Consider the following 18,857-nt stretch of genomic DNA (forward strand, 5'->3'; position numbering starts at 1 on the left):
ATGAAAGTTGGTTTTATTATTGATAGATTGGAAACCTTTAATATAGGAAAAGATAGTACATACATGATGCTAAATGCTATCCATGATAAAGGTTGGGATATATATGCTTTTTACTTAAATGATTTAAGTATTCTAAATGGCGTTCCTTTTGGTAATGCTAAGGTATTTAAGTTTAATCATAATAGTGAAAGTAGTTGGTATACAATAGAAAGTGAACATAAAATGGCTCTAACTGACTTAGATGTTATTTTAATGAGAAAAGACCCTCCATTTAATATGGAGTATATATATGTTACATATATGTTAGATTTAGCAAAAAAGGCTAATGTTCTTATAGTCAATAATCCTCGAGCTTTAAGAGACTATAATGAAAAAGTTGCTATATCTAACTTTCCTCAATATTCTCCTCAAACCCTTGTGACAAGAAGCTATGCAGAGATTAATGAATTTTATGAACAGCATAAAGATATTATAGTTAAACCTTTAGATGGAATGGGTGGTAGCTCTATTTTTAGAATCAAAGATGGTGATAAAAATAAAAATGTTATCCTTGAAATGCTTACTGAACATCAAACTAAATATATTATGGTTCAAGACTATCAAGCCGCAATATCAAAAGGTGACAAAAGAATATTAATAGTTGATGGTGAACCTATTAATTATTGTTTAGCTAGGATACCTAGTGATAAAGATAATAGAGGTAATCTAGCAGCTGGCGCCACAGCTGAGGTTAGAGAATTAGATTTAGTTGAATACCAAATCGCTAAAGATGTAGCATTAAAATTAAAAACACACGGTGTTATGTTTGCAGGTATTGATGTTATTGGAAATAAACTTACTGAAATTAATATTACTAGCCCAACAGGCATTCAGGAAATTTATAAAAATACAGGGATAAATGCAGCAGGTTTATTGGTTGAAGCAATTGAAAAAAGACTTGAAAAAATGAGGTCATATTAAGATGAGCAGAGATTATTCAAACTCAAAAAAACTTTTTGAAGAAGCAAAAAAATATATCCCAGGTGGTGTGAATTCACCAGTTAGAGCTTTTAGAAGTGTAGGGCAAGAATATCCTAGGTTTATAAGTTCTGCTAAAGGAGCTTATGTATTTGATGAAGATAATAATCAATATATAGACTATGTTGGTTCATGGGGACCAATGATATTAGGACATGCAGATGATGAGGTTATTGAGGCTGTACAACAGCAGACTTTTAACAGTTTAAGTTATGGCGCTCCTTGTAAATTAGAAATTGAACTTGCTAAAAAGATTATCAGTATTATGTCAAATATTGAGCAAGTTAGATTTGTAAACTCTGGTACAGAAGCTACTATGAGTGCTATCCGTTTAGCTAGAGCATATACAAAAAAAGATAAAATCATCAAGTTTGAAGGGTGCTATCATGGTCATGCTGATGAATTTCTTGTGGCTGCCGGCTCGGGAGCATTATCATTAGGTGAACCAAATTCTCCAGGTGTACCAAAAGATGTTGTAAAAGATACATTAGTTGCTAGTTTTAATGATATAAATTCTGTGAAAGACTTATTCAAAAAACATGGAAATAGTATTGCCTGTATTATTGTTGAGCCAGTAGCAGGCAATATGAACCTTATTATGCCATATAAAGACTTTCTAACCGAATTGAGAAAACTATGTGATGAATATGGTAGCTTACTCGTTTTTGATGAAGTTATGACAGGATTTAGAGTTGCTTTAAAAGGTGCTCAAGACTTATATAACATAAAACCTGATCTTACTACCTTAGGGAAAGTAATAGGTGGTGGAATGCCTGTAGGTGCATTTGGTGGTAAGAAAGAAATTATGCAATTAATTTCACCAGCGGGATCTGTTTATCAAGCAGGCACATTATCTGGAAATCCTATAGCTATGAAAGCTGGTTTAAAAACTTTAGAAAAAATAACTGAACTTGGTTTTTATGAAGAATTAACTAAGAAAACAATAACTTTAGTTGATGGTTTGAATAGTGTTGCAAAAGCTAAGAACTTTCCTTTTCATGCCAAAGCTTTAGGTAGTATGTTTGGTTTATTTTTTTGTGATAGTAATATAGAAATAAATAGTTTCTCTGATTTAGCTAAATGTGATATAAAAATGTTTAATAAATTTTTTGCATATATGCTAGATAATGGAGTATATTTTGCTCCATCTGCATATGAAGCAGGATTTATGTCTATAGCTCATACTGATGAAGATATCCAAAAAACTATAAACATAGCAGAAAAATTCTTTGCAAAATAACTTTATCTAAACTAATGAATCATCCTCATAAGTAACACTTCTTAGCAATTTAATTATCCGAAGTAAATTTAGTAATATATAAAAAAAACTACTTAATAAAACAATTGATAGAAATTGATTTAATAAAAAAGATTCTTTAACTATATTCGCAGATTTATCAAAAACTACTGTTAATAAATATATACAGATATTTACTGTTAATAACTTTGAAAAAACAAAACTAATATAATTTTTACAGATCAGATTATTCTTAAAATAAAATATATCTTGAGTTATTGATATTTTTTTAGATAGAAAAGAATTTCCAGAAGTATGTATAGTTATAAAAGTTACAAAAAATATTGAAATACTTATTGGCAAAAACTTTTGTATACTTTCAACAAGATTTAAATACATTAATTGTCCATGATAAAGATACATATATAAAGATGTTAAGAAAATATTTACAAGAAAAGGTAAAAAGAAATTTGTTAAGATATTTTGTTTGCTTAACATATTTTTTAGAATTAGGAAGAAACTTAATCAATCTTCAACTTGATCAGCGGCTTTTTCCATTGGTCCACGAGGATCTATAGCATCTTTAGCATCTTGTGCTTTATCTGCTACAGCATCACCAGCATTATCTAAAGCATCCCCAGCTTTTTCAGTTGGGCTTCTTGGATCCATTGCATCTGCAGCATCACTAGTTTTGTCAGAAACATAACCAGCTGCCTTAGAAGCTCCTTCTTTAGTAGAATCCCATGCATCTGAAGATGTATCTGCTATTGCATCTCCCGCATCAGAGGCTCCTTCTTTAGTAGCTTGCCATGCATCTGATGATTTATTTGCTACAGCATTTCCTGTACTAGAAGCAGCATCTGCTATATTGCTTCCGGCATTATCCATGCTTTCACCAGCATCTGAAAGGTTTCCTGCAAAAACTACAGGTGATACCAAAGTTGATAATAAAATCGTTAAAGCTATTTTCTTTTTATTTTTAGTAAACATATTATTTTCTCCTCATTTCTTATTTAAACTCTTTTCCAAATTCTTTTGCTTGTTTTTCTGCTTCTTCTTTCGCTATTCCATATTTAGCTTGTAAATGTGCCGCAAATTTTTCTACATTCGCTTTTGTTTCTAACTCTTTATCATCTTTAATTTCAGCATACTTTTTTTTCATAGTAGCGACAAATTCATTCCATCTGCCCTTTACTGTTTCTTTATTCATTTTTGACTCCTTATGTTGTCAGTTCATGGTCGAGTATAAGTGCCGCAAAAAATAATGTCAACTTTATTTGCCAAAAAGTGACAACTAATTTTGATAAAAAATGTCAAAAATAAAATATAGTATATCTTGTGGAGTTTAATATAATTAATAAATATTATTATGCTTAAGTTGTGTGTACTAATTGCAAAGGTTATAACTCTAACCTATAATTTATCAAAGACATTTTAAGTACTATTTTACTTACTTATTAAAATAAAGGAGATCATTGTGTCATCATTAATTCAGAAAGTAGTTTCAAGACAAATTTTAGATTCTAGAGGAAATCCAACAGTTGAAGTTGATGTAATATTAGAAAGTGGTGCTTTTGGTAGAGCGGCTGTGCCATCGGGAGCATCTACTGGTATTAGAGAAGCTTTAGAGTTAAGAGATGGTAATAAAGATATTTATTTAGGCAAAAGTGTTTATAAAGCTGTAGAAAATGTTAATACAAAGATAGCTCAAGCAATAAAAGGTATTGATGCTTTAGATCAAAGATTAGTTGATAAAACTATGATCGAATTAGATGGGACAGAAAATAAAAGAGAGCTTGGAGCAAACGCTATTTTGGGAGTTTCTTTAGCTACAGCTAGAGCAGCAGCATCTCATTTGAGAAAACCATTTTATCGTTATTTAATGGATGTAAAAGAGTATTTAATGCCTGTTCCTATGATGAACGTTATAAATGGTGGTGCTCATGCTGATAACAATGTTGATATGCAAGAGTTTATGATTGTACCAGCAGGGTTTGATACTTTTTCAGAAGCTTTAAGATGTGGTACGGAGGTTTTTCATACACTTAAAAAAGTTCTTATAGAAGATGGCTACACAGTAGCAGGAGTCGGTGATGAGGGTGGTTATGCTCCAAATTTACCATCAAACGAATCTGCTATTGAAGCTATTTTAAAAGCTATTACAAAAGCTGGATATGAGCCAGGTAAACATGTATTTATCGCACTAGATCCTGCTAGTAGTGAATTCTACAAGGATGGTAGATATGAGCTAAAATCAGAGAACAAATCTCTTACTTCAGAAGAAATGGTAAACTATTATGCTGAATGGGTAGAGAAATATCCTATCGTTTCTATAGAAGATGGATTAGCAGAGGAAGACTGGAATGGTTGGAAACTTTTAACTGAAAAATTAGGTGACAAAGTTCAATTAGTTGGCGATGACTTATTTGTAACTAATGCAAGTATTCTAGCTCAAGGAATAGAAAAGGGTGTTGCTAATTCTATTCTAGTTAAATTAAATCAAATTGGATCATTGACTGAAACATTTGAAACTATGGCTATGGCTGGTCAAGCTGGTTATACTTGTGTTGTTTCTCATCGCTCAGGTGAGACTTCTGATACTATAATAGCTGATTTAGCAGTAGCTACTTGTTCAGGTCAAATTAAAACTGGTTCTTTATGCAGATCTGATCGTATTTCTAAATATAATCAGCTTTTAAGAATAGAGGAAGAACTTGGTGAGAATGCTATCTATCCAGGAATAAAAGCTTTTGTATTTGCTTCAGCTCAAGAAGATGAGAATAACCATGTAAATGAAGAAGTAAAAGAGACAATTGTAAAAGAAACAGAAAACGTTGTTATAAGTGTAGAAGAATAATATTTAAATGAAGGTAAAAACAAATACTCCTTTTTATGCTTTTATAACAGTAGTTATTTTACTAATAGTTTCTTTACAATATAGCTTCTGGTTTAGTGATACAGGATATTTGAAGCTTAAAAGCTTGAGATCTAAAGTTGTTGAAGAAAAACAAGAGATTACTAATAAGGAATTAAATAATCAAAAGCTATATTCTGAAGTAGTTTCGCTAAGAGATAATAACAATGTTTTAGAAAACTTAGCTAGAGAAAATCTTGGATACATTAAAAAAGGAGAAGTTTTTTATAGTGTCGAGTAACCCTAAAAAAATATTAATTATTCCAGCTGCAGGCATTGGCTCGAGGATGGAATTAGATCTGCCAAAACAATATCTTAAACTAAGTAATAATAAAACCATTCTTGATAATACAATCTTAGCTCTTTTGAAAGAACCATTTTTTGATCTAGTAATAATTTCTTTAAGTGATAAAGATAAATACTGGATTGAATCAGAGTTTGCAAATCATTCACTTGTAAAAACTTGTATTGGTGGAAAGACAAGATTTCACAGCGTTTATAATGCTCTTAGCTTTATAAAAGATAGTACTGATAAAGAAGATTGGATATTTGTTCATGATGCTGCTAGACCTTGTATAAATATAGAAAATGTTAAGAAACTCTTTAAAGAAGTATCTAACTCTAATGTTAACTCAAATTCTGGAATATTAGCTGTTAAAGCATTTGAAACAGTAAAAGAATGTACAAATAGTCAAATTACTAAAACTTTAAATAGAGAGAATATTTGGTTGGCTCAGACTCCTCAATTATCAAAATATGGAGAACTATTAAAGGCATTTAATTATTGTTCTAATAATAATTTAGTAAACAGTGTTACAGATGAGGCTTCTGCTTTAGAATTATATGGTGATAATCCAATAATTGTAGAAGGTTTGAGAAGTAATATTAAGGTAACAAAACAAGAAGATATTGAGTTTGTTGAATTTTTCTTGTATCAAAATAATAAGAGTTAATTACCAAGCAGCAATAGCGGCACCATTTGGATAAAGTCCATCAACTAGTTTTATCATTTCATCATTATTATAAGCTTTAACATAATCTTGAAGTTTTGGATTATTTTTTTGACTCTTTTGTACAGCGATAATATTCGCAAAAGGAGAATCTTTAGGTTCAATAAATAATGCATCTTTAAGACTTAAGCCAGCTTTAGCTAAGTAATCATTATTAATTACTGCTATATCAACATCTTGAAGATTATTAGGGATTTGATCAGCTTGTAAAGGAATGATCTTAAGATGTTTATTATTTGTTACAACGCTATTAGGTGTTGCATTCCATTTAACATCTTTCTTCAATTTAATAAGACCAGCATCTTCTAGGATCATTAGAGCTCTTCCCTGGTTTGTTGGATCATTTGGGATAGCTACAGTTGCTCCATCTTTTAATTGATCTAAACTATCTATTTTTTTAGAAAAAACTCCCATAGGATATAAAAAAGTCTTCCCAATATAAGTTAAGTCATAGCCAAATTGTTTTATTTGATCTTCTAAGAAAGGAATGTGTTGAAAAACATTTATCTGAATTTCACCATCATTTAATGCTCTGTTTGGAATATTATAATCACCAAAAGTTACTAGTTTTACATCTAAACCATACTTTTCTTTAGCAATCTTTTTACTTAATTGCATTATCTTATCTTGAGGTGGACTAGTTACATAACCTACAGTAATTTCATTTGTGTTAACTTTACTATTGTTATAATAGATTTGAATACCGCTACCTAAAATTAATATAGCTGTAACAATCCATAAACTAGTTAATCTTTTTGTCGCAACCAAGTAGTTACCGTATGATTGGCAAAGTTGTACAAGAATAACTAGCATTATTACCCCTCCGAAAAGAAGAGTGTAGTTGCTATAGTTATAACCTTTAAAGTAAGTTAAGTCACCAAGACCTCCGCCACCAACAATGCCAGCCATAGCGGAGAAACCTATTAATGAAATACATGTTAATGTAGCAGCATCTATCAATAAACTTTTAGATTCAGGCAAAAGTACTTTAAAAATTATTTGAAATTTTGTAGCTCCCATTGCTGTAGCTGCTTCTATAAGTCCTTTATCAACCTCTTTTAGAGAAGACTCTGTTAATCTAGCATAGAATGGAAGGGCAGCAATTGCTAAAGGTACTATTGATGCAGTAGTTCCAATAGTAGTTCCAACGATAATCCTAGTTATAGGATAAAGTAAAATTAGAAGTATAATATAAGGAATACTTCTAGTAATGTTTATTACTATACCAATAGTTTTATTAGAACCCCTTATAAATATGTTCTTACTATCTTTTGTAATATATAAAACTATACCCAGTGCAATACCTCCAATAACTGCTACAAGCGTAGCAATGAAAACCATAAATATAGTTTCCCAAGTCGCACCAATTATTAAATTTAGCTCAGTAAGGTTAGATGTTATCTGTTGATGCATAGCCCAGTACCTTTAAGTTTACTTCTTGAGTAGATAAGAATTTTAATGCTTCTTCCCAGTCTTTTCTTTCTCCAGTTATATGACAAATTGCTATTCCTACAATTTGATCATGAATTCTTTCTATGTTTGCTTGGATAATACTAGCATTCGCATTAAATTTTTTAGATATTTGTGAAATAATAGGTGCTTTACCTTTTAAGCCATAAAATGTAAGTCTTACTAAAGGAAAGAGATTATCATGAGAGTAAGGATTATCATGCAGTTTAGATAATAAATAATTTGGTATCTTTGTATTAATACTTGTTTCAACAAAAGCTCTTGTAACATCTGCTTTTGGATTTAAGAAGATATTAATAGTATCTCCAAGTTCTACTATTTTCCCTTTATCTATAATGGCGACTCTATCACAAATATTTTTAACCACATCCATTTCGTGTGTGATAAGTACAATCGTTAAGTTTAATTCTCTATTTAATTTCTTTAATAGTCTAAGAATTTGCTTAGTTGACGTTGGATCTAATGCAGAAGTTGCTTCATCCGAAAGTAGAACTAAAGGATTTAATGCTAAAGCTCTGGCAATAGCAACTTTTTGCTTTTGCCCACCACTTAGTTCATTAGGGTAAGCATTTGCTTTACCTGGCAACTCAACTAAGTCAAGTAGCTCTAAAACTCTCTTTTTTATATTTGGTTTACTATATCCTTGAATTTCCAAAGGTAATGCTACATTTTCAAAAACATTTCTTGAGGACAATAGATTAAAATGTTGAAAAATCATTCCAAGATTTTTTCTAAAAGCTCTTAAAGCTTTTGGATTTTTCTTAGTAATATCTTCATCTGCAACAAACACTGTGCCATCAGAAGGTTCTTCGAGTAGATTTAAACAACGAAGTAAAGAGCTCTTTCCAGCGCCACTATGTCCAATAATACCAAATATCTCTCCTTTCTTGACTTCCAAATTTATATTATCAAGAACCAGGTTTGATACTCCATTGGTTATATATTCTTTTTTTAAGTTTTCTACTCTTATCATTCTATAGGCCTTCTATTTAATTTTTGGCTTTTGCCTTGTCACCAATTTTACTTTCTTCACCTTTGATTAATCTCTGTATATTACCTTTATGTTTTATAATCACAATAAGGGCTATTATTATAAAAGGAATAGCAACTTTAAAACTTGCTAGAAATATTACAGATAAGCATGAAATAGTGGTTGCTATTAGAGCTGAAAGAGAAGAATATTTTGTAATTTTAGCTACTAAAACCCATGTTATTACAAAAATTAATCCTACTATCCAACAAAAACCAAATAATGTTCCTATTAAAGTAGCAACACCTTTACCACCTTTAAACCCAAAGAAAATTGGAAAGATATGTCCTAAAACAGCATATAGTGCAACAAAGGCTACTATAAATTCACTACTGCTATAAATGTTAGCTACAACTACTGGAACAAGACCTTTAAGCAAATCAAATAATAAAGTCAAAGCTGCAGGAACTTTCCCACCAATTCTTAAAACATTTGTTGTACCAGGATTCCCAGAACCTACTGATTTAGGAGAAGGAAGCCTAAATAAATAACATATAATAATAGCACTATTAATAGACCCCAATAGGTAAGCAAATATTAATAATGAAAAATTTACTAAATCCATTTTTATTACTCCTGTTATAAAAAATATTCATTTAAATATAAATTTTAGGATAAATAATACTATTTCCTAGAGATATAGACTAGCTATTTTTATTGCTATTAGAGAGTTATTTTTATAGCATAGTAAGCTGCAATAGTTAGTACTAATTTTAAAATATAGATATTTATAATATGAGTGTAATGAAATTTAAAATATTAAATAAGCAAAATAAAGCGAGAAGGGGGAGCATCAGTTTTCCAAGAGGCGATATTCAAACTCCAGCTTTTATGCCTGTTGGCACTTATGGAGCAGTTAAGTCCATGTCTCCTATAGAATTAAAAGAATTGGGCGCTGAGATAATATTAGGTAACACATTTCATCTATGGCTAAGACCAGGAACAGATATTGTGAAAAAGCATGGTGACTTACATGATTTTATAGGCTGGGACAAGCCTATCTTAACAGACTCTGGTGGTTTCCAAGTATTTAGCCTCGGTAAAATGAGAAAGCTTACAGAAGAAGGAGTAACTTTTAGCTCTCCTATAAATGGAGCAAAAGTTTTTTTATCTCCAGAAATTTCTATGCAAGTTCAGAGAGATCTAGGCTCAGATATTGTAATGTGTTTTGATGAATGTACACCATATCCAGCAACAGAAAAAGAAGCTAAAGACTCTATGGAGCTATCGATGCGTTGGGCAAAGAGATCTAAAGATGCTCACGGAGATAATCCATCTGCATTATTTGGCATTGTCCAAGGTGGTATGTATGAGCATTTACGTGATGAGTCATTAGCAGCATTAAAAGAAATTGATTTTGATGGTTATGCTATAGGAGGTTTGTCTGTTGGTGAACCTAAAGAGGATATGATTAGAGTTTTAGATCATATAGCTTATAAATTACCAGAAGATAAACCAAGATATTTAATGGGAGTTGGTACTCCTAAAGACTTGGTTGAAGCTGTGCATAGAGGCATAGATATGTTTGACTGTGTTATGCCCTCACGAAATGCTAGGAATGGTCATTTATTTACAAGTGATGGAGTAATTAGAATTCGAAACTCTAAGTATAAAGAGGACACATCTCCTTTAGACAAAAACTGTGATTGTTATACTTGTAAAAACTTTTCAAAGAGCTATTTACATCACTTAGACAAAACTAAAGAGATACTTGGTGCAAGACTAAATACTATTCATAACTTACATTACTACCAAAAGCTAATGCAAAATATAAGAAAAGCTATAGAAGAAGAAAGGTTTGAAAACTTTTATAAAGACTTTATAGCAAGCTACAAGTAATAGTATTTGATAATACCATGTGTGTAATGTAAAATTTTGTCGTTTAATTATAAAAATAATAATGTATTTAAATTAGGGAGTAACTTAATAATGAAAAAAATAATTCTATCTTTAGCAGCGATTACTTTATTTAGCTCAACATCTTTCGCAGCTGATACTGCAGGTAGTCAAGCAGGCAGTCCATTAGCTTCTATATTGATGCTAGTAGTTTTCTTTGCAATCTTTTGGTTCCTTTTAATTAGACCTCAACAAAAGAAAAATAAAGAACTTCGTAAAATGTTATCTGAATTAACTAAAGGTGATGAAGTTCTTACTAGTGGCGGAATAGTTGGAAAAATTGTTAAATTAGGTGATACTTTTGTTGATTTAGAAATTGCTGATAATTTAACTGTTAAAGTTCAAAGAAATGCTATAGGCAATGTTTTACCAAAAGGTACTTTAAAAGCATAATTTATTAATTATATAAAATTCTTCATTTTATCTTTTTTATTGTTTGAAGGAATCCTCCATGGCAAAACATAAAACTCTTCCAGTGAATCAATTTCCATTATGGAAAAATTTATTAATAGTATTCATATTAGCATTGTCTTTATTCTATGCTTTACCAAATGTATTTGGTAAAAATCCAGCCTTGCAGGTTTCAGAGAAAGATTCAAATGTTACAGAACAAACCTTGTCTAAAGTAGAAGACATTCTAAAAAAAGATAAAATAGTTTATGAAAAAACATATATTGCTGATAATGAAAGTAATATTTCTATAGTATTTAATAATGTTGATGATCAACTATCAGCTAAAAAAGCTCTTAAAGACGAGTTAGGCGCTAATTATGTAATAGCTATGAATATGCTATCTAATTCTCCAGCATGGTTAACAGCATTAGGTGCTTCTCCAATGAATCTTGGTCTAGATTTAAGAGGTGGTATATACCTAATGTTAGAAGCAGATACGCAATCAGCAGTTAATGCTCAGTTAGACAACTCACTGAATATAGTTTTAAACTATCTTAAAGAAAAAAATATTTCTGTTAGTAATAGTAAAAAAGCTGAAGAAAAAGGAAATGCTGTAGATGTTCCCAAAAGCTATACACAAAATGGCTATTTTTCTGTTACGTTGGCTAATAACAATGATGCTCAATCTTTGGTTGATTACTTAAAAAATGATTATAAAAAGAATCAAGATTATCAAATAGCATATATGGTTAAAGGAAAAACAGTATATGTAACTTTTGATAGCGCAAAGATTTTACAACTTCAGCAGGATGCTATATCTCAAGTTGTTACAGTAATGAGAAATAGAGTTAATGCTTTAGGTGTTTCAGAGGCTTCTGTTGCTCAGGCAGGACAAAATAGAGTAGTCATAGAAATTCCAGGATTACAAGATGCTACACAAGCTAAACAAATTCTTGGTGGAACATCTACGGCTAATTTTTATTTAGTTCAACCTGTTACTAATAGATTAGCGACTGAAGAGCAAGGCTATAAAGTATATGAACTAGATAATGATAGCAGAGGATATAAGAGTTACTATAGCTTAAAAGGTCTACCAGTTGCTGGAGGTGCAGATATTATTAATGCTAATCCTGGAGTTGATCAACAAACAGGTCTACCAATTGTGAAAGTTGAACTAAGCCGTACAGCTGCGAGTCATTTTAGAGAGATGACTTCTAAGAATATTGGCAACCCTATGGGTGTTATGCTCGTAAACATAACTTACGATAAAGTTAAGAATAAAGATGGAAGTGATAAAACAGTTATAGATAAAACTGAAAAATTAATAAACGTTGCAACCATTCAATCTGCTTTAGGCTCACATTTTCAAATAACTGGTCTTGGACAAAAAGAGGCTAATAATCTAGCGTTAATGATTCGTTCTGGTGCATTACAAGTTCCAGTACATATTGTTCAAGAACAACAAATTGGTCCAAGTCTTGGTAAAGATAATATTGAAAAAGGTATGATTTCTATCGTTGCAGCATTAGTTGCAGTTATAGTTTTTATACTTATTTATTATAGAGTCTTTGGAATTATTGCAAATATTGCTTTAGTACTTAATCTATTAATGATTGTAGCAGTTATGTCAATTATTCCAGGAGCAACTTTAACTCTTCCAGGAATAGCTGGTATAGTTCTAAACCTTGGTATGTCTATAGATGGTAACGTTCTTATTTTTGAAAGGATTAGAGAAGAGATAAGAGCAGGAATGCCAAGACAGTCTGCTATACATATTGGTTATGAAAAAGCATTTACAACTATTGTTGACTCAAACATCACTACATTGATAGTCGCTGTAATCCTTTTCTTCATAGGTGCTGGTGCTGTTAAAGGATTCGCTATAACTCTGATGATAGGTATTGTAACTTCTATGTTTACTGCCGTTACAGTTTCAAGAGCTATGACAAACTTTGTTTATGGTAAGAGAAAGAAATTAGAAAAAATCTCTATAGGTATATAAGAGGCTGGATTAAGAATGGAATTTTTTAAGAAAAAAACACAAATAGATTTCCTTGGAATAAAAAAATATACAACAGCTTTTTCAGCTATATTAATTATATTATCTTTGTTCTTTATTTTTACAAAAGGACTTAATTTGGGGCTAGATTTTACAGGTGGTTACCAAATGCAAGTTCATTTAAATAAATCACAAACTGCTGGTGAACTAACTTTTGAACTGGATAAGATTGGGTATAAAAATTCTAATATTACAACTTTTGGTGAGAATAATGGTTTTCTAATTAAACTTCCTCCTCAAGAAAGTAAAGCAAGTTCAGATAGTATTGAAACTATTCAACAGGAAATGAAAGCTAACATTGAGAAAGCAATCAATGGAGATGTTCAGAGTATAAATTATATTGGTCCACAAGTTGGTAAAGAGCTAGCAAGCAACGGAATTTTAGCAATACTTTTAGCACTTATATGTATTTTAATTTATATAAGCGCTAGGTTTGAAATGAAATTTGGAATAAGTGCATGTTTAGCTTTATTACATGACCCTATAGTTATTTTAGGAGTTTTTGCAGCATTCCAATTAGAGTTTGATTTAACTGTATTAGCAGCTATATTAGCTGTTATAGGCTACTCACTAAATGATACAGTTGTTATTTATGATAGGGTTAGAGAGAACTTTAGAAAAATGCGTAAAGCTTCTGTAACAGAAGTTGTTAATAGTGCTATCAATGATACATTATCACGTACAATTTTGACTTCAGGGCTTACTATGCTAGTAGTAGTTATCCTGTATTTGTTTGGTGGGGCATCTGTTCATAACTTTTCATTAGCTCTTATCTTAGGTATTATTGTTGGAACTTATTCTTCTATATACGTTGCCGGTGTAATTGCCGTTGCTTTGGGTCTTAATAGAGAATCTTTATTACCAAAACAAATTTCAAAAAATCTAGAAGATATCTAAGGTTTTTCCCTATATAAAGCATATTAAATAATGTATAATTCCCTTAGAAGATCTATATTTGGAGAAAGTATAGGTCAAATTCAATATTTATGAGTTATATGGTAGGGGATATCGTGAAAAAAATAATTAGTTTTTCTTTAATGCTAGTTGCTTTAGTGTGTAGTTATGGTTTTGCAAGCTCTAATGTAGCTGAAGATAGCAGTTGTAAAGATGATAAAAAACATAAAGAAATTTATGTAAATATTTATGCTAAAAACTCTAATGATGCTGAAGTAGTAAGTAAGTTATTACCAAAATCAGATACAAACTATACAGTTTTCTATTGTACAGAAAATAGCTGGTGTGAAATTGTAAATCAAGAAAATGGAAACACTGGTTGGATTAATATGGAAGAGCTTAAGAAGGCTGAAGAAGCTTATATGAAACAAAATCAAAAGAAGATAATGTTTCAAAAAATGATAAGTCATATGCATTCACAAGATAAAAGAATAGAGCAATTAGAAATACAAATTGTTAATATGCAAAAAGAACTTGTTTCTATATTGCAAGCGCAACAACAACAAATAAATAGATTAAGTCAGGGGCGCTATTAATATTAATTCTATAAATATCTTACTTCTCAAAGGTTAAACAATGAGCAGTGATAAAAAATTTTTACCCGTTAAAACAAAGACTCTACCTGTAGTATCAGATAATAATTTATCAGGCTACTTAAGTTATATTAACAAGCTTCCTATTTTATCTGAAAAAGAAGAATATGAATTAGCTCAAAAGTATAGGCATGAAAAAGATATTGATGCCGCACAAAAACTAGTTTTGGCTCATTTAAGATTTGTTGCCAAAATTGCTAGAAGCTTTTCAGGTTATGGACTATCAACAGCAGATTTGATCCAAGAAGGAAATATTGGATTAATGAAGGCGGTAAGTAAATTTGATCCAGATCAAGGAGTTAGGCTAGTTTCATTTGCAGTTCATTGGATAAAAGCTGAAATGCATGATTATGTGCTTAAAAATTGGAAGATAGTTAAAGTTGCAACAACTAAGTCACAAAGAAAGCTATTTTTTAATCTAAGAAGCAGTAAAGATAAACTAGGCTGGTTAAATAATCAAGACGTGAAAGAAATAGCTGAAGAACTTGGAGTAAAAGAAGAAACAGTTATTGAGATGGAAAAAAGAATGTGTCAAGGTGACACTAGTTTAGACTTACCATATCAAAATGATGATGGACAAGAGAATAATCAAGAAAGTTTGTATCTAGAAGATAAATCATCAAATATTGAACATCAGATTGTACAGCAAGATTATTATGATAATTTCAAAACTGTGATTAAAGATGTTCTTGGGGGATTTGATAGCCGAACTAAAGATATTATTCTATCTAGATATCTTATTGAGAAAAAAGCAACGCTACAAGATTTAGCAAAAAAATATAATATTTCAGCAGAAAGGGTTAGACAAATAGAAGAGGAAGCCTTAATAAAACTAAAAAAAGCTATTAAAAATCGGACTTAATTATATAGACTAATCTAAAACTAATTATGCTAATATAGTCATATAACTTTTAGTACTAATATTAAAATGAAAAATTTTATACCTATATCAAATAGTAATATAAATAAAAAAGTACATTTAGATGGTTCAAAGAGTATTTCAAATAGAGTATTAATTATTGCAGCTATGGCTAATGGAGTTTCACAGATAAAAAATCTCCCTAATAGTGCTGATGTTCTAGCATGTGTTAATGCTTTAAAAGAGTTTGGATTTAATGTTGAACATTCTCAAGAAAGAAAAACTTTAAAAATAGAAGGATTAGCTGGGAGTTTTCAAAATAAAGATGCAAAAATATTTTGTAATGAATCTGGTACTTTGACTAGGTTTATTACTCCAATGTGCGCAGTACAGAAATCTGGTAATTATTATATTTACGCAACAAAAAGAATGATGGAAAGGCCCATGTCTGATCAGCTAAGTGCTTTAGTAGAACTTGGAATGAATGTCAGCTATGAACATCATGAATTGTCTTTACCAATGACTATCCATGCTAATGGACTACTTGGTGGTAAGATTAAGATTGATGGTGCTAAAAGTAGTCAGTTTGCTTCAGGGTTATTAATGGCTGGGGCATATATGGACAAAGGATTAGAGTTAGAATCATTATCTGACCATAAGCAACCATATTTAGAAATGACAGCAAAAGTGATGGCAGAGTTTGGAGTAAAGGTTGCCGTAGATAGAAATGTTTATAAAATAGAGAAATCAACCTTTATAGCACAAAATGAATATGTAATAGAGCCTGATGTTTCAACAGCATCTTATTTTTGGGCAGTTGCTGCTATAACAAATTCTAAAGTCAAAGTAATGAATGTTTCTAAAAATTCCAAACAAGGAGATATAAAATTTGTAGAAGCATTAGAAGCAATGGGCTGTAAAGTTAATTATGAGAGTGATGGAATAGAAGTAATTGGCACAAATACTTTAAAAGGTATAAATATCGATATGAGAAACTTTTCAGATACTTTTATGACCTTATCAATTATAGCTTGTTTTGCTGATTCTGATACTCATATATCTGGTTTAACTCATACAAGAGGACAAGAGTCAGATAGGGTTGCCGCAATAGAAGAAGGGCTTAAAAAATTGGGAATTTATGTTGAAACTACTAAAGATACTATATTAATTTCTCCAGCTAGAAGTAAATTAAGAGCAGGTGAGGTTTATAGTCATAATGACCATAGAATAGCAATGTCCTTGGCTTTATTAGGCTTAAAACAAGAAGGAATAATTATAGATAAATCAGAAGCAGTATCAAAAACTTGTCCTGATTATTTTGAAAGGATGAGAGAGTTAATAGGCTAGTTTTATAAAATATTATGGCAAAGCAACAAGTAATTTTAAGAACTTTACAAAATAGATGGTATAAAAGAATACTTGTTATTTCAGCTAAGCAAGATAGCTATTTTGATAAACTTAAAGCATTAAATAAAGCTTTTGTCTCAGGTTTTATAACAGAAGAACCAATAAGAGGGTGTGTATTTGATATAGATGCATGGCCTTTTTCTTTAAAATATTTTGACCTAATAATATTAGATGACATTATTTTTACATATAAAAAACGATTTAAAGAAATTCTAGAGCAAGTACATTTTTGTTTAGCAGATGATGGAGATCTTGTTATTGTAAGTACAAAAGGGTGTTTTGCTGCTGAATTATTGCCTAAAGCTATATCGAATGGATTTATTAATGATAAATTGATTCCTATTAGTTGTAGCGATAATATTATTTTAAATAATATAAAAAAATTAACGACGCGAGAGTTTGTAGCTTTTTTCAAGAAAAGTAAACACTTTGATTTGGATTCTACTATAGTTTCCTCAGAAGTTACTGAGGCAGTAAAGATTTAAGAGAAAATTATTATGAGTGAGAATTGCGTTATAGCTTATACAGATGGAGCATGTAAAGGAAATCCTGGCGTAGGAGGCTGGGGAGCTTTGCTTATGTATAAAGGTAATGTAAAAGAGTTGTATGGTGCAGAGAAAGAAACTACTAATAATAGAATGGAACTTCTAGCAGCTATTAACACATTGAAAACATTAAAAAGAAGATGTGATATAACAATATATACAGATTCAAAATATTTACAGAATGGTATTTTAGAATGGATGCCTAACTGGATAAAAAATAATTGGAAAACCAAAGCTAATAAACCTGTAAAAAATAAAGATCTATGGGAAGAGCTAAGTAATTTAGTTAATTTACATAATGTGAAATGGTCCTGGGTTAAAGGACACAGTGGTGATGCTGGTAATGAAAGAGCAGATGCTTTAGCAAATAAAGCAATTGAAAAATTATTAAAATAGAAGGTTTTAAATGGAAAATTTAAGTCATAAAAAAATATTAATATTATATACAGGTGGAACTATTGGTATGGTTAGTACTGATAGAGGGTATGATGTTGAAGAAGGATATCTCACAAAAACAATTGATGGAATTCGGAATTTTTATGACTATAATATGCCTCAATTTGTTATTAAAGAGTATCCTGTACTTATAGACTCATCAAACATTAAGCCTAACAACTGGATCACTTTAGTATCTGATATTATTAAATACTATAATGATTATGATGGCTTTGTTATTTTACATGGTACAGATACATTAGCTTATACCGCATCCGTATTATCTTTTATGCTAGGAGAAATACAAAAGCCCGTTATAGTGACTGGATCACAAATACCTATTTCACAAATTAGATCTGATGCAACATTTAATATATTAAATAGTCTTATTTTTGCATGTAGTGATAAGATTAAAGAAGTATGTGTTTATTTTAATCATAAGCTAAGAAGAGGAAATAGAACAACAAAAGCAGATGCCACTGGTTTTGATGCTTTTCTTTCCCCAAACTATCCATCATTAGCATATGTTGGAATAGACCTAAATCTTAAAGAAAAAAGATTATGGACTCGTCAACCAGATTCTACTATAGCGTCTTTAGAAAGGAACTTGGAAATTCCTAAAATAGCTATGTTAAGTATTTTCCCAGGTATGGAGTATGATATTTTAGAAACAATTTTAGAACCACCTTTACAAGGCCTTATTTTAAAAACTTATGGTGCTGGGAATATGGCTAATGATCCTAGTGTTCATAAAATATTAGCTAAGGCTAATGATAGAGGGGTTGTTATTGTTAATTGTACTCAATGTATGTACGGAAGTGTGAAAATGAGTGCGTATAAAACCTCAAACGGATTAGTTGATGCTGGTGTTGTTTCTGGATATGATATGACAGATGAAGCAGCTCTTGGAAAACTATTTTATTTACTTAGTCGAAAAGAAACCTCTCAAAATGAAATAAAAAAAGCTTTTAATATAAGTTTGCAAGGAGAGGTTACTATTCCATAAGGTGTTTAAAAATTTGATTTTCTTAAAAACTA

At 30.6% G+C, this 18,857-nt stretch carries 21 protein-coding genes; 15 read left to right on the forward strand and 6 right to left on the reverse strand.

All coding sequences use genetic code 11. The annotated features are described in order from the left end of the window. Together gshB and hemL are read left to right on the forward strand one after the other, a co-directional pair. The gene (gene gshB, locus KX01_RS05955; RefSeq protein ID WP_071664115.1) at positions 1–960 is read left to right on the forward strand and encodes a glutathione synthase; all 960 of its coding nucleotides are present in this window, start codon (positions 1–3) and stop codon (positions 958–960) included. Position 961: 1 nt separating this feature from the next. Further along, positions 962–2,257: a glutamate-1-semialdehyde 2,1-aminomutase gene (hemL, locus tag KX01_RS05960; protein ID WP_071664116.1), complete on the forward strand. Its 1,296-nt coding sequence runs from the start codon at positions 962–964 to the stop codon at positions 2,255–2,257. A 6-nt stretch (positions 2,258–2,263) separates the two neighbouring features. On the opposite strand, the gene KX01_RS05965 is transcribed toward hemL, so the two are convergent. The 3 genes from KX01_RS05965 to KX01_RS05975 are packed head-to-tail and all read right to left on the reverse strand — an operon-like array spanning position 2,264 to position 3,464. Further along, positions 2,264–2,752 carry a hypothetical protein gene (locus KX01_RS05965; protein ID WP_071664117.1) on the reverse strand — a complete coding sequence of 163 codons (489 nt, stop codon included), beginning with the start codon at positions 2,750–2,752 and terminating at the stop codon, positions 2,264–2,266. 27 nt (positions 2,753–2,779) lie between these two features. Next, entirely contained in the window at positions 2,780–3,244 is a 465-nt protein-coding gene (locus KX01_RS05970; RefSeq protein ID WP_071664118.1) for a hypothetical protein, read from the reverse strand. Positions 3,245–3,263: 19 nt separating this feature from the next. After that, positions 3,264–3,464: a CsbD family protein gene (locus KX01_RS05975; RefSeq protein ID WP_071664119.1), complete on the reverse strand. Its 201-nt coding sequence runs from the start codon at positions 3,462–3,464 to the stop codon at positions 3,264–3,266. 267 nt (positions 3,465–3,731) lie between these two features. Between KX01_RS05975 and eno the strand changes: the two genes are divergently transcribed. Genes eno through KX01_RS05990 form a run of 3 tightly spaced genes read left to right on the forward strand, consistent with a single transcriptional unit; the run spans position 3,732 to position 6,121 of the window. Next, positions 3,732–5,111 (forward strand): phosphopyruvate hydratase, encoded by a 1,380-nt coding sequence (gene eno / locus KX01_RS05980; RefSeq protein WP_071664120.1) that lies wholly within the window; start codon positions 3,732–3,734, stop codon positions 5,109–5,111. A 7-nt stretch (positions 5,112–5,118) separates the two neighbouring features. Continuing rightward, entirely contained in the window at positions 5,119–5,409 is a 291-nt protein-coding gene (locus tag KX01_RS05985) for an FtsB family cell division protein (protein ID WP_071664121.1), read from the forward strand. Between the two features lie 46 nt (positions 5,410–5,455). Beyond that, positions 5,456–6,121 (forward strand): IspD/TarI family cytidylyltransferase, encoded by a 666-nt coding sequence (locus tag KX01_RS05990; RefSeq protein WP_083578941.1) that lies wholly within the window; start codon positions 5,456–5,458, stop codon positions 6,119–6,121. On the opposite strand, the gene KX01_RS05995 is transcribed toward KX01_RS05990, so the two are convergent. Genes KX01_RS05995 through plsY form a run of 3 tightly spaced genes read right to left on the reverse strand, consistent with a single transcriptional unit; the run spans position 6,122 to position 9,243 of the window. Further along, positions 6,122–7,591, reverse strand: a complete 1,470-nt coding sequence (locus tag KX01_RS05995; protein ID WP_071664123.1) for a MetQ/NlpA family ABC transporter substrate-binding protein — start codon at positions 7,589–7,591, stop codon at positions 6,122–6,124. Then, positions 7,569–8,621: a methionine ABC transporter ATP-binding protein gene (locus tag KX01_RS06000; protein WP_071664124.1), complete on the reverse strand. Its 1,053-nt coding sequence runs from the start codon at positions 8,619–8,621 to the stop codon at positions 7,569–7,571. Before KX01_RS06000 ends, KX01_RS05995 begins: the two co-directional genes overlap by 23 nt. Before the next feature lie 16 nt (positions 8,622–8,637). Further along, entirely contained in the window at positions 8,638–9,243 is a 606-nt protein-coding gene (plsY, locus tag KX01_RS06005; RefSeq protein ID WP_071664125.1) for a glycerol-3-phosphate 1-O-acyltransferase PlsY, read from the reverse strand. Positions 9,244–9,413: 170 nt separating this feature from the next. Between plsY and tgt the strand changes: the two genes are divergently transcribed. From tgt to ansA, 10 genes are all read left to right on the forward strand, one after another. Further along, positions 9,414–10,517 carry a tRNA guanosine(34) transglycosylase Tgt gene (gene tgt / locus KX01_RS06010; RefSeq protein WP_071664126.1) on the forward strand — a complete coding sequence of 368 codons (1,104 nt, stop codon included), beginning with the start codon at positions 9,414–9,416 and terminating at the stop codon, positions 10,515–10,517. Positions 10,518–10,607: 90 nt separating this feature from the next. Continuing rightward, positions 10,608–10,967 (forward strand): preprotein translocase subunit YajC, encoded by a 360-nt coding sequence (yajC, locus tag KX01_RS06015; RefSeq protein ID WP_071664127.1) that lies wholly within the window; start codon positions 10,608–10,610, stop codon positions 10,965–10,967. 58 nt (positions 10,968–11,025) lie between these two features. Then, a complete protein-coding gene (gene secD / locus KX01_RS06020) occupies positions 11,026–12,969 on the forward strand; it encodes a protein translocase subunit SecD (RefSeq protein ID WP_071664128.1) in 1,944 nt (647 codons plus the stop codon). 15 nt (positions 12,970–12,984) lie between these two features. Next, the gene (gene secF, locus KX01_RS06025) at positions 12,985–13,923 is read left to right on the forward strand and encodes a protein translocase subunit SecF (RefSeq protein WP_071664129.1); all 939 of its coding nucleotides are present in this window, start codon (positions 12,985–12,987) and stop codon (positions 13,921–13,923) included. A 113-nt stretch (positions 13,924–14,036) separates the two neighbouring features. After that, a complete protein-coding gene (locus KX01_RS06030; RefSeq protein WP_156860379.1) occupies positions 14,037–14,516 on the forward strand; it encodes an SH3 domain-containing protein in 480 nt (159 codons plus the stop codon). 40 nt (positions 14,517–14,556) lie between these two features. Further along, complete coding sequence (rpoH, locus tag KX01_RS06035) at positions 14,557–15,435, forward strand: RNA polymerase sigma factor RpoH (RefSeq protein ID WP_071664131.1); 879 nt, start codon at positions 14,557–14,559, stop codon at positions 15,433–15,435. A 66-nt stretch (positions 15,436–15,501) separates the two neighbouring features. Then, positions 15,502–16,779 carry a 3-phosphoshikimate 1-carboxyvinyltransferase gene (aroA, locus tag KX01_RS06040; RefSeq protein WP_071664132.1) on the forward strand — a complete coding sequence of 426 codons (1,278 nt, stop codon included), beginning with the start codon at positions 15,502–15,504 and terminating at the stop codon, positions 16,777–16,779. A 14-nt stretch (positions 16,780–16,793) separates the two neighbouring features. After that, a complete protein-coding gene (locus KX01_RS06045) occupies positions 16,794–17,324 on the forward strand; it encodes a hypothetical protein (RefSeq protein WP_071664133.1) in 531 nt (176 codons plus the stop codon). A 12-nt stretch (positions 17,325–17,336) separates the two neighbouring features. Then, positions 17,337–17,780, forward strand: coding sequence for a ribonuclease HI (gene rnhA, locus KX01_RS06050; protein ID WP_071664134.1), 444 nt, complete (start codon positions 17,337–17,339; stop codon positions 17,778–17,780). A gap of 10 nt (positions 17,781–17,790) precedes the next feature. Beyond that, a complete protein-coding gene (ansA, locus tag KX01_RS06055; RefSeq protein WP_071664135.1) occupies positions 17,791–18,825 on the forward strand; it encodes an asparaginase in 1,035 nt (344 codons plus the stop codon). The last annotated feature ends 32 nt before the right edge of the window (positions 18,826–18,857 follow it).

This window comes from Francisella frigiditurris, from assembly GCF_001880225.1.
Taxonomy (GTDB): domain Bacteria; phylum Pseudomonadota; class Gammaproteobacteria; order Francisellales; family Francisellaceae; genus Francisella; species Francisella frigiditurris.